Annotated in this window: 10 protein-coding genes; 3 read left to right on the forward strand and 7 right to left on the reverse strand. The window is 63.7% G+C overall.

The features are described 5' to 3' along the window. Positions 1-1,101: 1,101 nt before the first annotated feature. From BJF92_RS03720 to BJF92_RS03740, 5 genes are all read right to left on the reverse strand, one after another. Positions 1,102-1,734: a phosphoribosyltransferase family protein gene (locus tag BJF92_RS03720; RefSeq protein WP_075633421.1), complete on the reverse strand. Its 633-nt coding sequence runs from the start codon at positions 1,732-1,734 to the stop codon at positions 1,102-1,104. Next, positions 1,724-2,404 (reverse strand): energy-coupling factor transporter transmembrane component T family protein, encoded by a 681-nt coding sequence (locus BJF92_RS03725; protein ID WP_075633422.1) that lies wholly within the window; start codon positions 2,402-2,404, stop codon positions 1,724-1,726. The genes BJF92_RS03720 and BJF92_RS03725 overlap by 11 nt, the downstream gene beginning before the upstream one ends. Next, positions 2,401-3,921, reverse strand: coding sequence for an ABC transporter ATP-binding protein (locus BJF92_RS03730; RefSeq protein WP_075633423.1), 1,521 nt, complete (start codon positions 3,919-3,921; stop codon positions 2,401-2,403). The genes BJF92_RS03725 and BJF92_RS03730 overlap by 4 nt, the downstream gene beginning before the upstream one ends. Before the next feature lie 17 nt (positions 3,922-3,938). Next, on the reverse strand, positions 3,939-4,511 hold the full coding sequence (locus tag BJF92_RS03735; protein WP_075633424.1) for an aminotriazole resistance protein: 573 nt from the start codon (positions 4,509-4,511) through the stop codon (positions 3,939-3,941). A gap of 148 nt (positions 4,512-4,659) precedes the next feature. Next, positions 4,660-5,349: a phosphoribosyltransferase family protein gene (locus BJF92_RS03740; protein WP_075633425.1), complete on the reverse strand. Its 690-nt coding sequence runs from the start codon at positions 5,347-5,349 to the stop codon at positions 4,660-4,662. Between the two features lie 139 nt (positions 5,350-5,488). Here BJF92_RS03740 and BJF92_RS03745 point away from each other — a divergent pair, with 139 nt between their 5' ends. Continuing rightward, complete coding sequence (locus BJF92_RS03745) at positions 5,489-6,421, forward strand: LysR family transcriptional regulator (RefSeq protein WP_075633426.1); 933 nt, start codon at positions 5,489-5,491, stop codon at positions 6,419-6,421. A gap of 517 nt (positions 6,422-6,938) precedes the next feature. On the opposite strand, the gene BJF92_RS24935 is transcribed toward BJF92_RS03745, so the two are convergent. Further along, complete coding sequence (locus BJF92_RS24935) at positions 6,939-7,238, reverse strand: helix-turn-helix domain-containing protein (RefSeq protein ID WP_075633427.1); 300 nt, start codon at positions 7,236-7,238, stop codon at positions 6,939-6,941. 184 nt (positions 7,239-7,422) lie between these two features. Next, complete coding sequence (locus tag BJF92_RS03755) at positions 7,423-9,930, reverse strand: winged helix-turn-helix domain-containing protein (protein ID WP_143523882.1); 2,508 nt, start codon at positions 9,928-9,930, stop codon at positions 7,423-7,425. A 241-nt stretch (positions 9,931-10,171) separates the two neighbouring features. Here BJF92_RS03755 and BJF92_RS03760 point away from each other — a divergent pair, with 241 nt between their 5' ends. Beyond that, a complete protein-coding gene (locus BJF92_RS03760; RefSeq protein WP_245294651.1) occupies positions 10,172-11,599 on the forward strand; it encodes an amidase in 1,428 nt (475 codons plus the stop codon). A 43-nt stretch (positions 11,600-11,642) separates the two neighbouring features. Further along, positions 11,643-13,193 (forward strand): ABC transporter substrate-binding protein, encoded by a 1,551-nt coding sequence (locus tag BJF92_RS03765; protein ID WP_075633429.1) that lies wholly within the window; start codon positions 11,643-11,645, stop codon positions 13,191-13,193. Positions 13,194-13,225 lie beyond the last annotated feature (32 nt).

Here is a 13,225-nt window from a genome sequence, read left to right on the forward strand (position 1 = left end):
CCGGTTCCCACTTTTCGGACCGATGCTCTAGGGTCAGGACCCATTAAATTCATGTCATCTGCGGGACGGATTTTGTGTCTGGCAAGGAGGGAAGCCGCAGGAAATGTGGAGCATTTTCAAGGCTTTCCGACGCAGTCCAGGCGCAAAATCCGTCCCGCCCGCAGGGTTCGCACGCATGGGCCGGCTGATCGCAAACAATGCTCGACAAGGCTGAAAGCCTTGTCTTGCGCTTGTTTGCTTCCATCGAATCCCATGCGCGCGAACAGATGGCATGAATTTAATGGGTCGTGACCCTGGCAGGTGATAGACGCTGAAACGGGTGTGTGACCTTTGAGGCTGGAATTGGATATGATGGGTCCACGTGTCCGCGAGAAATATCCCGCTTCCATCCGTTCGGCATGGGGCCTTCAGCAATCGGGCAGCACGATCAGGGTGCACGTCGGAAATGCGGTCGATATTCCCTTCAATGGCGGCCAGATCTACCGCTCCGGAGAATTCTTGCACTGGCCAAGCGCCACGATGCGCCTGCGCGAGACAGGAGCGTGGTAACGTCCCCGGGGTGAGGCGCCTTGAGATGATCCCGCCGATGGAAATAGACGAGAGAGCCGTCGAAGTCCTTGAGACCAGTTTTGGGGCAACTCAGGATGAGACCATCAACGTGATCGCACGCGGACCGGGTTTCCGATCGACAGGCGGCCAGCTAAGGGATCTGATCGTGTCGCGAATAGCTCTCAAGAAAGTTGAGGGAAGCGTTCTGGAGCGAGACGGAAATTTGACGCTCCAAGCGACGGCGCTGCCGTAGGATAACAGATCTAAAGGGTGGTTATCCCTGGGGAAGGGAAACTTGCGATCAACCCTAACCCACGCCGCCGCGCCACAGAGCACACCGCTACGCCAGGTTCGCAACTCTACGCAAAGATCTGCGCCTTCTGATCGCCGCTCTATTCGCGGCGGCGGCCATTGCCAGTCAACACCTCGAACCGGCGTGCCGGCTCATCCCTGGATTCAACCATAAGCTCTGACAGTCTGTCCAACAATCGCGCCTGGCCGACTGGGCCGTTCGTCTGGGCGGCCTGCAAATGGCAATTCCGGGACAGCATGTCAGGTTCCCGGAATCGGTTTCCAGCGGCCATCGGCGGCTTTGGTGAACTGCGGAATATGGGCAAGTCCATGAACCAGATCGCGGTCCGGCCCAAGCGTCTCCTGCCAGTCCTTGGCCTCGGTGAGGATCACGCCGATACCGACGACCTCCGCGCCTGCCCTGCGGACGAGTTCCAGCGAGCCGCGCAGGCTGGAACCGGATGCGACGACATCGTCGACCACGGCAACACGTTTGCCGGCCAGAAGCGGGAGGGCGGCGCGGTCGAGCAGCAGGCGCTGCTCTCCCTTCGAGGTAATGGAGGAGATGCGCTGCTCCAGCGCATTGGCCAGGTGCAGCTTCGGCGATTTCTGCAGGATGACATAGTCGTCCAGGCCGAGCGCGCGGGTGACCTCGATCGCCACGGGAATACCCAGCGTGGCGGCGCCGATGACGATTTCGGGCTTGGTTGGCGCCAGCCTCTCGGCCAGCGCCTGCCCGACATGGGCACCGAAGCGGACGCCGAGATCGATCACCATCATCAGCGAGATGGCAAAATCCGGCTTGATCGCCACGATCGGCAGATCGATCGCCTGCCCGGCGACATCGACGGTCCAGCTCTGTCCTGTCCGGGGATCGGCGGCGTCACTTGGCATCGGCTTTATTCCTCATCATGAGGCGGGGCTCGACCATCAGGCCGACCTGCCGCCAGGTTGTGCGTTTCCGCGTGAGATCATAGCCGTAGAGGCTGAGCGAGAAGGAGATCGCATGGGCCATGCGGATCGCCTGCACGAGAAGCGGCACACCCCGCGCCAGGGCGAAGCGCAGGCGGCTGGGCAGGCCGACATCGTCGATCTCCATGCCCCGGGCGCGTTGGGCATCGGCGATGCGCTCGAAATCGGCGCGCAGCATCGGGATGACGCCGAAGGTCAGCGACAGGACCAGGGTGACGAGCGGCGGCAGTCGCGCCGCGCTCGAAGCCGCCAGGATGGCACCGGGGGTGGAGGTCTCCATCACGAAAAAAAAGGCCGCCGTGGTGGCCACGAGCCGGGCGGCCATGGCGGCGGCCACAGGCAGTGCCGCGGCAAGCGGTATGCCCTGAAGCGTGAGATTGAGCAGCCAGCTCGCCATCACCATGGCCGTGAGCAAGGCAGCGCCCTTGCTGTAGCCGGCGACGCCCGGCACGCGCAGCAGCCAGAGCAGAAGCACGCAGAGGAGCGCGAAGGCAATGCCGGCCTGCCAGCCCGGCGCGAGCCATGCCGTCACCATCACCGCGAAGGCGAGGGCGAGTTTGACGAAGAAGTTGAGATCGTGCAGCCAGATCATGCGGTTTCCTCCGGCACAGAGGCGTAGGGTGCTGACCAACCAAGCTTGGCAAAAGCCTGGCTGCGCCAGCCCTCGTCCGTCGGGCCGTCATAGGCAATGCGCCCTTCATCGAGCAGCATCAGGCGCGAGGCGAGATCGTCGACCAGTTCGAGATCGTGCGAGATCAGCATCACCGCCCGTCCAGTCTCGCGCATGGCTGCGATAAAGCGCTCCAACAACTGCCGTCCTCGCAGATCGCGCGCCAGAAGCGGCTCGTCGATGATGGCGACCAGCGCTCCGGCCGCATCGGCGCAGGCAAGGCCCAACAGTGCCTGCTGGCGCACGGAGAGCGAAAAGGGGTTGGCCTCTTCCAGATGGCCGAGATCGTAGCGTGCAAGGGCGGCGCGGGCTTTGGCGACGACCTCGGGATCGTTCGAGTGCGCCGTCGCAGCGGTGATGGCGAAGATCACCTCGCCGATAGCGCTCATGTTGAAGAGGATGTGGCGCATGTTCTGCGGGACATAGGCGAGCTTGCGCGCACGCGCGGCCACGGTCCAGCGGTCTGCCGCCGCGCCGTCCAGCGTGATTGTTCCGCGGGCGGCTTTCGTCAGGCCCAGCATCGCCTTGAACAATGTCGTCTTGCCGGCACCGTTGCGCCCGATCAGCGCCACGACCTCGCCGGTGCGGATCTCGAACGTCACTGCGTTCAGAACCGGATCGCCGACAGAACGGGTGAGCTGGGTGATCAGAGCCGAAACTGCCAGCAGAGGCCGGCCGATGGCGCCGGCAGGGGCCAGCCTGCGGCGACGCATCGGCGACAGCAGGCCGGCTTCCTCCCATGCCGCATGATTTTCGAGACACCTCGCCGGCGGCTGCGGCGCGCAAAGCTGTCCGTCGTGCAGCAGCGCCAGGCGATCGACGACAGGCAGCAACGAGACGGCATCCTGATCTGCGATCAGCAGGCTTGGCACGTCCTGCGCTGCCTGATCGAGAATGCTGCAGAGCCGCCGGCGCGCCGCCGGATCGAGGCCGGTGGTGGGTTCGTCCATCACAAGGAGATCTGGCCCTGAGGCAAGCGCTGCGGCCACTGCGACCAAGCGCCGCTCTCCGCCCGAGAGGGTCAGCACGCGCCGGCCGCTCAGCGCCGAAAGGCCGAAGCCATCGATCAGCATCTTGAGCCGCGCGCGGATTTCGGCCTTGGCCATGCCCCGGTTTTCCAGCGGAAAGGCGATAATGTCCTCGACCGAGAGATCCCAGAGCTGATCCTCGAGATTCTGGCCGATGAAGCCGATCCGGCGAAACAGCGCCTGCCGATCGATGCTGCCGAGCGGCTGGCCGTCGAGCGTCACGGTGCCGGAAAGCTCCGGCACCGTGACGAGCCGGGGGATGAGCCCGGCGGCAACGGAGAGAAGCGAGGTCTTGCCACTGCCGGCGGCACCGCAGACGAGCAGCTTCTGCCCGCGCGAGAGGGTCAGCCGGGCTTCGGACAGCACAGGTGTGCCGCCGAAGCCGAGCGTGAGTTTGTCGATATCGAGCACAGGTCGTTCCAGGTCTGTCAGAAGCGCTTGAAGCCGGCGGGATGCGCGCTTTTCAGGATCTTCAGCGCGGGCAGGATCAGGAGCGGCGTGCCGATGACCATCGGGACGATGTCCGACAGGCCGATATAGCCGAAGGCCCACCAGAACGGGAAAATGCCGAGATAGGCCAGGCTTGCCGAAACGGCCGCGACCATGACCACCCCGACCACCAGGCAGGTGAGCGCGATACGCAGCAGCGTCGCCCGATCGAAGCTGGTCTTGGCTGGATCGAACAAAAGGCCGGGAACGAGACCGGTCAGTCCGACCATGATGCCGTCAACGATCAGCGAGTGCGCGGGAATGAAGGTGCCGGCCAGGAGCGACCAGATGATCGTGCCGAGATAGCCGCAGATGAAGCCGCTGCGCCAGCCGATGAGAATTCCGACGACAGGGGGCAGAAAGGCAAAGATGCGCCACTGGATGACGCCGGGCACGAGCTGGATCGGGTTGGCATAGGCCCAGAGCACGCCCGTGGCCGCTGCAGCCACAACGGAGAGAACGATGGGAAAGAGCGTGTTGCCCTCGCCCTGGGACAGGCTGGAGGATTGCATGGTTCGGTTCCCCTTGTTTTTGATCGCTTTCGGCGGACGCCTTCATGGCGACGCCGGCATGTCCGATACGAAAGGTTCCCGGCTGTTTCCGTCCCTGACGGGGCAGCTCCGGCCTTTCCGGCGTGGCTGCCCTCTTGTCTGTGCTGTCTCAGGCCGCCGATGGCTTGCGCGTCTGTGTGGTCTGTGCCTTGAGAAAAATTCGCCGCTCGACAAAAGCGTCTGCCACGGTGGCGGGATCGGCTACCGGCTCGCCCTCGATCATGTCGAACTGGGGAATATGCCCTAGGCCGTGGAGCAGAGCCGCATCGTCGCCGAGCGCCGAGCGCCAGGCATGGCCTTCCGTCAGAATGGTGCCGGCACCGATGACGCATCCACCGGCACGCCGGACCAGGCGCAGCGCCGCCGCCATGCTGGAGCCGGTGGCGACGACATCGTCCACAACCAGCACCCGCCGGCCTTGCAGGAGCGGGACCGACCGCCGGTCGAGCAGGAGACGCTGCGGCGCTGTGCTGGTAACGGAACGCACCTCTTCCACCAGCGCGTCGGCGAGGTGAAATTTCGGCGATTTCTGCAGGATGACGTAGTGGTCGATCCCCAGTCGCCGCGACACTTCGATGGCTACGGGAATGCCGAGCGTTGCGCTACCGACGACGATCTCCGGGCGGAGCGCGGCGAAATGCGCCGCCAGGGCCTCGCCGACGCGATCGCCGAAGCGAATGCCCATGTCGATCACCATCAGGAGCGCGATCGCCTTGCGGGCGTCGAGCTGGACGATCGGCAGTGCAACCGATGCGCCGGCGATCTTTGCTTCATGGGTTCTTACTGTTTCCAGACGCATGCGGGCTCGCGGTGTCAAACGGGCCGCTTGAGAGGGGAAGGGCGGCTTGTGCCTCTATAGACATCGACGGCCCGCGCTTTTACAAACATCAAAAATCGCCCTGTGCGTTTCCTTTTATTCAACGCGAGACCGTGCACGCATGAGCCGGCTGCTCTTCTCCCGCTTTGCCCATTATCTCGATTCGGTCGCCCGTCTCGGCTCGATCCGCAAGGCTGCCGAAGAGCTCAATATCTCGGCCTCGGCGATCGACAAGCAACTGATCCGGGCGGAAGAGGAACTGGGCGTGGCGCTGTTCGAACGGCTGCCGCGCGGCATGCGCCTCACCTCGGCCGGCGAGATGCTGATCCATGGCGTGCGGGGATGGCAGAAGGATTTCGGCCGCATCCGCTTCGAGATCGAAGAGTTGAAGGGGCTGCGGCGCGGCGAGGTGAAGATCGTCCTCTCGCAGGAAGCAGCGGTCGGCTTTCTGCCCGCGGCCCTTGCGCCCTTCCTGAGGGAACATCCGCGCATTCGCCATCAAGTCACGGTCGTCGATCCCGACCGGGTGCGCCAGCAGGTGATCGACGGCACCGCCGATTTCGGGCTGACCTTCAGTCCGCAGCCGATGCCGGGCGTGGCCGTGACCTGCTCGACGGCCTTTTGCCTGCGCGCGCTTCTTCCCGCATTGCCCGGGACCGCGCCGCCTGACGGTATCGCGCTGGAGTCGTTCTTTGCCTGCCCGACGCTGATTCCGGATGCGTCCACGCATGTGCGCGACGCCGTCGACATCGCCGCCGCGCGGATCGGGCGAAGGCCGCAACCCGTGGCCAGCACCAACAGTCTCGACCTCATGCGCGCACTTGTCCGCGAGGGATGCGGCTATGGCCTGGCGGTCCTTCCGCCTGCCGCGCCCGTTGTCGGCGCCGACGGGCTGTGGCAACTGCCCTTCGCCGACCGCGGCCTGCCGCCGCTGACACTCTCTCTGATCGTCGACCCGCACCGCAGCCCGTCGATGACCTCTATCCTCGCGCGCAAGACCCTGGAGGCTGGCTTTGCGCGTCTTGAAACCGGCATGACCCCCGCCGGGCCGTAATACCAAGTGTCGATGATAGGGACCTATAGGATGGCTCAGGTCTGGTTTCTGGCTAGGCGCGATGGGCAGCGCGATGCTGTCGCATCGGGCAAGCATCGCAACGACGCCAGAGACCAGACCTAAGCCACCTTCGGCAGGCTTTCCAGGCCTTCTGGCGTTGTCGAGNCAGCGCGATGCTGTCGCATCGGGCAAGCATCGCAACGACGCCAGAGACCAGACCTAAGCCACCTTCGGCAGGCTTTCCAGGCCTTCTGGCGTTGTCGAGGCTCTTGACCGATGCAGTGGCATCGATCTGCGAACCTCTCCTAGCCAGAAAGCCCGGAAAGCCTGTCCTATAGGTTCCTATCATCGACACTTGGTATAAGACGGCAGGCAGGTTGCCGGAGCGGCGCTTCGCCAAGGCCTATCGCCTGAGAGCAGGGCGCAAGCTGGCCCGGCGGCATATCCCGCAGGCCGCCTTATGTTAGGAGGCAGGGAAGAAGCGGGCATGAAAAGCCGGTGAATCGCAGAAAGAACATCATACGGTCACAGAACCTGGATCTTCACGACCGTTGCCATGCCGCGCTTTCGCCGAGTTCAGCGAGTCATGTCTTTCGCGAAACTGCCGCCTGTAATGGCCGGGCGCCAAGCCTCTTGCTGCGTGGAACTGGCGCGAAGAATGGGCGACATCGGAAAAACCGGTGTTATCGGCGGTCAGGGCAAGGGGCTGGTCCGTCTGTGCGAGCGGGCAGCAAGCGCTGCCGATGCGCAGCTGGCCGACATACTGGCTGATGGCGCCAGTCTCGTGGGCGTGCATGTAGTTCAGGATCCGCTCCATGAGGTCCCGCTCACGCGACACTCTGCTGACCGTGACTTTGCTGCTCGACAGCGATCTGCGGGCGGAGGAGCGCGCGAGATCCGCCAGCACGCCGAGCAGCGACAGGATAGGATCTGCTGTTCGGGCGTGGCGTCGTGCAGGGATGCCAGAGGCTCGCACGTGACCCATCAAGCTGCCAAAACAGCTAATTCTCAATCGCCAGCAGCACAGCCTGCGTCCTGCTTTTGACACCCAATTTGTGAAATAGACTTCTCGTGTGAGACTTGACCGTGTTGAGGTTGATAGCCAACCGCACGCCGATCTCCTTGTTGGACAGTCCCCACCGCATGAGTTCCAACACTTCCTCCTCACGCGATGTGAGGCCCCACCCGGAGGCATCGGGCGAGATCGACCTGCGCCGGTTGGCAGTGCTCGGGGCGTCCACGATACGCGTGATGTCAAGATAGATATCCGTGAGTCGGCCCAGCTCGGGATGCGGCTGCATAGCCGGAACGGAGAGATCGACATCACTTACCGTCGCAAGCAGTCGATGAACCTGCACCGCGCTCAGGAGACGGCCTTCCCGCAGCGCCCGTTCCACCACGTCAACCAGGCTCTTCAGGGCGACCTCCTGCTGGCCGCGCTCCATCAGCACGCGCAATTTCAGGACCTGATAGGCCTCCCAGACCTGCCAGATGGAAGGCGGGAAGCGGCGCTGGGCTTCCGGCAGGTGTAGGGAGAGCCGCTCCCATTCTCTCAGCCCTTCGGCGGGATTGCCGAGCCGGAAGCATCGATCCGCACGCTCGATCGCCAGCTGGAATTCCAGGCGAAAATCTTCCGTCTCATAGGCTCTGCGGCTGGCGCGCACCAGAAGGTTTGTCGCCTCGTCGCAACGGCCCGTCGCATCGTAAACGCGCGCAAGCCCGACCGTGGCCACAAGCATGCGTTCGCACAAGCCGGAAACATCGGTGTTCGCTTCCGCTGGCATCGCGCGAAGCCAGAGCTCCTCCGCCTTGTCGAAGTCGCCTCGATCAAAGGCCACCAGCCCCAGAAGAACGGATGGCAGGGCGACCATGTAGGAATGTTCGCCGAAATGGCTGCGGGCAATCTGGAGTGCGTCCGTCGCGATGATGTCTGCATCCCGCATCAGGCCGCGGGCGATATAGCACATGGCGGCGATCGAGCGGGAATGCAGCCCGCCCCAATGCACTGCCGTCTCGTCATAGATGCCCTTGGCGCGAAAGGTCAGCTTTTCCGCAAGTTCCAGCGATCCGGTCTGAAGGGCGAGATAGCTGTGAATGGAATCCAGGTCCACCTGTCCGAAGGCGAGGCGGTCGAGCGTGCGGCCTTCGAGCGCGGCGATATGGTCGAGGCCTGCCGCCAGATCGCCGCCATAAGCACCGATCAGGGCGCGCATCAGATGCAGGCGGCCCTCGATATCAAGTCCCGTTTCGCGCGCAATCACGGAAATTCCGCTGTCGCGATCAGAGGCCAGGGTGGTGATGGTGCGCAATGTCTGTTCGGCCTGCAGAAAGCGGCGCATGTTGATGGAGCGCCAGACCTGAAGGAACAGCAGAAGCGGCCGCTCCTCCTGCGCATCGCGCGGCAGCTGCTGCATCCAGCGTGAAAACACCTCGAACCGGCCATGACTCAGATAGTCGAAGAGGCAATAGCTTTCGATCATCTCCGCCGCCCAGTCCGGCCGGCGCGCCAGGAAGGCATGCCGAACGGCATCCATCGGCGAGCCGTTATCGATGAACCAGCGGGCGGCGCGCGAATGCAATTCGGCGAGATCGTTGCCGCTTTCCGCGTAAAGCCGGGCCTGAAGAAATTCCTGGAAGAGATGATGGTACTTGTGCCAGCGCTGCGAGCCCGGCAAGGCAACGACGAAAAGCTGAGCCTCTTCCAGGAAGCTCAGAATCTCGGTTCCATCTGTGTCTCCGGTCACGGCATCGCAGAGACTGGCATTGAGCGCGTCGAGGATGGAGGTGCGGGTCAGGAAACGATAGACCCTTTCGGGCAGCCCGAGGATCACCTCCTCCAGGAAATATTCCGCGAAGGCCCGATGGCTACCCGTGGGCGGGGTGACCGAGAAGGCGCCCGGAAGCCGGCCGAGCACCAGCGAGGCCAGCCGCACGCCCGCCGGCCATCCCTCGGTGTAGCTGTGCATCTGACGGCTCTGTTCCGCCGTCAGCGACAGGCCCGAGGATGCCTCGAAGAAGGCCTGCGTTTCCACCTCGTCGAAAAACAGGTCGTCGACCGGCACCTCCAGGATCTCGCCGCTGACGCGCAGGCGGCCGATCGGGATGGACGGGCGGTTTCGGCTGGCGAGGATGATGGTCAGCTGCGGAATGCGGGCGGCCAGGATGCTGTGGATCGTCTCGCCGCCATCCCCGGCCTCTGCCAGGTGATAGTCATCAACGAAGAGGGCAAGAGGGCTGAGCGCCGCACACCGCGCCATCAGCGTGACCAGCCGGGTCAGCGCGTCTGTCTGCTCCTGCGGCGCGATCGAGGCGCCGCTCCGGCGCGCGCTCGCGGCCACGGCCTGCAGCAGCCCATCGGCAAAGCCCAGGGGATCGCGATCCGTCTCGCTGCTGGAATACCACACCGTGTTGACGCCGGCCGCATCGAGCGCCGCGTGCCATTGGGCCAGGAGGGTGGTCTTGCCGGAACCTGCCGGCGCATGAACGAGGCACAGCCGATGTTGTTGCAAGAGGCTCGCGCGTCTCGTCAGCCGCAACCGGTCGAGGACCCCCTGCGCGGTGCGGGGTGGCGACATGTGCCTGACGATAAGGCTCCTTTGCTCGGGCACGGTCCATCCTGGCGGTTAAGTTTGACGGAGCCACCCTATCACCCTTTAGGGTGAGGAAAACTTATTTTCTGACATCACCCTTCGGGATCATGCCACTAATTTCATCGTGGCGTAGCTTTAGGCAAAACACCTGACAGGGATGATGAACGTGCAGCTCAGCGACTATCAAAACCATGATGCCACCGGGCTTGCCGAATGCGTTGCCCGTGGCGACGTGACGCCGGACGAGCTGCTCGACGCAGCGCTTGCGGGGGTTGCGGCCGTGAACGGCCGGCTGAACGCGGTGGTGGCGACCTTCGAGGAGGAGGCCCGACGCTTTATTCGCGATGAGCTCGGCGATGGTCCGTTCCGTGGCGTTCCCTTTCTGCTGAAGGATCTGACCGCTCATTATGGCGGCCAGCCTACGGGCGCCGGTTGGCCCCCGCGTGCAAGGATCAAGCCAGCGGCCGACGCCGAGCTCGTTCGCCGCTTCAAGAAGGCGGGCGTTGTGATCTTCGGCAAGACCTCCGTTCCCGAACTGGCCATGGATTGGACCACGCGCTCGCGCATCCACGGCGTAACCAACAATCCCTGGGATCCGAGCCGCACCGCGGGCACCTCCAGCGGCGGCACGGCGGTCTCGGTTGCCGCCGGCATCGTGCCGATGGCGCATGGCAATGATGGCGGCGGCTCGATCCGCGTTCCATCCTCCGTCTGCGGCGTGTTCGGCCTCAAGCCAAGCCGGGGGCGCAACCCGGTCGCGCCCTCGGGCAGCACCTGGCAGGGCATGCTGGTCGAGCACGTGCTCTCACGCTCGGTGCGGGACAGCGCCGCGATGCTGGACGCCACCCACGGGCACCATCGGGGCCAGTTCTACAACAATCCGCCCGGCGGCAACTTTGCCAGCGAGGTTGGACGCGACCCCGGTCGGCTGCGCATCGCCGTCTCCACCCGCGCGCCTTATGGCGCGCCGACCCACCCGGATTGCGTTCAGGCCGTTGAGCAGACTGTCCGGTTGCTTGAAAGCCTCGGTCATATCTGCGAGCCCTATGACATCGACCTGCCGGCGGATGGGTGGAGCGCCTTTGAGACCTTTATCCTGGCGGAATACGCCACGGACATGCGGCTGGAAGAACAGGTGCTTGGACGCAGGCTGACGGCGGATGATTTCGAGCCACTGCTGTGGGACATGATCGAGGCTGGCAACCGCATCTCCGCAGTTGAGGTGAATGTCGCCACGACACGCCTGCATGCGGTCGCCGCTGCTGTGACCGCGACCTTCGACCGCTACGATGTCTTCTTGTCGCCGACACTTGCGCAGCCGCCCTTGCCGCACGACGCCTTTCCGCAGGCGACCTCGATGCGAGGACATTACGAATTCTACCTGTCCTGGATGCCCTACACCCACATCTTCAACGTCAATGGCTCTCCGGCCATGTCGGTGCCGCTCGTCTGGAACGAAGCAGGTCTGCCCATCGGCGTGCAGTTTGCCGCGGCCCCCGCCGAGGAAGGCCTGCTCTACCGCCTGGCATCGCAGCTGGAGATCGCGAGCCCGTGGAAGAACAGGCGCCCGCCGGTGTCCATCGCCTGACATATCAAATAAAAATCAACCACATAAAAAGGGAACACAGCGCATGACACAGTTCCACATCAGCAAGCATGTCCGATCGCTGCTGGCGGCAGCGGCGATCGCGACAGGCATGGCCCTTTCGCCCGCCGTCGCCGCCGATCTCACCGTCGCGCGCTCCGTCGACGCCGACAGCCTCGATGCCCAGAAGGCCAGCACGACGCAGTCGCTGCAGATCACCAACCTGATCTTCGACACGCTGCTGACCATGGACAAGGATGGCTCCGTGCATCCCGGCCTTGCGAGCGCTTGGTCGATGTCCGATGACGGCAAGTCCTATGCTTTCACCATCCGCGATGGCGTGACATGCCACGATGGCAGCACCTTCGACGCCGCCGCTGCCAAGGCAAGCCTCGACCGTGCGCTGGATCCCGCGACGCTCAATCCGAACCTCTCCGCCTGGGGGCCGATCACCGGCAGCAGCGTGGACGGCAAGGTGCTGAAGGTGACCCTGTCGGAGCCCTACGGCCCCTTCGCGTCGTTCCTGACGAGCATACAGGCGGCATTCCTCTGCCCGTCCTCCTTCGCCACCAAGGAGTTCAAGCCGGTCGGCACCGGTCCTTTCAAATTCGTCAGCTGGACGCGCAATGACAGCATCGAGCTGGCGGCAAACCCCGACTACAAGAACGTCAATCCGCTGATCGAAAATCCCGGCAAGCCGCATCTGGACAAGCTGACCTTCAAGGTCATTCCCGAAGCGGTGGCCCGCATGGCGGCGCTGCGTTCCGGCGAGGCCGATCTGGTCGAGCCCTCGCTCGAGGAGGCGACCGACCTGAAGAGCGACAGCAAGTTCAAGGTCTATGCGGCAGAGTTTTCCGGTCAGCAGATGCTTGCGGCCTTCACCTGGAAGATCAAGCCGCTCGACAATCCCGAGATCCGCAAGGCGATCGGCATGGCGATGAACCGCGATGCCTATGCGAACATCGCCTTCGAGGGGCTGGTCAACGTGGCCAATTGCCCTGTGGCGCCGAACCTTTTCGCCACCGACGAATCCCTGTGCGCAGGCTGGGGCGTTTCCTATGATCCGGAAGCCGCCAAGGCGATCATGGAAAAGGCAGGCTACACGGCCGACAAGCCGCTGAAGATCAAGCTGTCGGTGCACAAGCTGCCCGGCTGGGACCAGATGCACCAGATCATGCAGCAGGATCTCGCCGCGATCCATGTTGAGGCTGAAATCGAGACGCGCGAGGTTGCCGCCTTCTTCGATCACATGAAGGGCGAGAACGAACGGACCGACGGCCTGCCTGTTGTCTGGACCATGGGCATGTCCGGCGTCGATCCCGACTATCTGACCTTCCTGTGGAAGCGCCCCGGCTTCGTGAACATGGGCATCAATGCGCAGCTCGATGGCATGCTGGACGAACAGCGCAAGCTTTCGGGCGATGCCCGCGCCACCAAGATCCATGACATCGAGAAATATCTGATGGAAAACGCTTACGCTGTTCCGCTTCTATCGCCCGGCTGGGGCTGGCTGATGGCCTCGGGCGCCAATGTCGAAGGCTTCAAGATGGGCTTCATGGTATCGCTTCTGTTCAATGACGTGACCGTCACCCGATAATCGGTTCTTTCCGCCCCGTCGTCTCGTGGAAT

The sequence above is a fragment of the Xaviernesmea rhizosphaerae genome, assembly GCF_001938945.1.
GTDB lineage: Bacteria > Pseudomonadota > Alphaproteobacteria > Rhizobiales > Rhizobiaceae > Xaviernesmea > Xaviernesmea rhizosphaerae.

Bases quoted from the DNA above. Each gene is read 5' to 3' on its own strand.
- BJF92_RS03760 (WP_245294651.1), top strand. From the start codon at position 10,172: ATGAACGTGCAGCTCAGCGACTATCAAAACCATGATGCCACCGGGCTT.
- BJF92_RS03725 (WP_075633422.1), bottom strand. From the start codon at position 2,404: ATGATCTGGCTGCACGATCTCAACTTCTTCGTCAAACTCGCCCTCGCC.
- BJF92_RS24935 (WP_075633427.1), bottom strand. From the start codon at position 7,238: ATGGAGCGGATCCTGAACTACATGCACGCCCACGAGACTGGCGCCATC.
- BJF92_RS03735 (WP_075633424.1), bottom strand. From the start codon at position 4,511: ATGCAATCCTCCAGCCTGTCCCAGGGCGAGGGCAACACGCTCTTTCCC.
- BJF92_RS03745 (WP_075633426.1), top strand. From the start codon at position 5,489: ATGAGCCGGCTGCTCTTCTCCCGCTTTGCCCATTATCTCGATTCGGTC.
- BJF92_RS03720 (WP_075633421.1), bottom strand. From the start codon at position 1,734: ATGCCAAGTGACGCCGCCGATCCCCGGACAGGACAGAGCTGGACCGTC.
- BJF92_RS03740 (WP_075633425.1), bottom strand. From the start codon at position 5,349: ATGCGTCTGGAAACAGTAAGAACCCATGAAGCAAAGATCGCCGGCGCA.
- BJF92_RS03765 (WP_075633429.1), top strand. From the start codon at position 11,643: ATGACACAGTTCCACATCAGCAAGCATGTCCGATCGCTGCTGGCGGCA.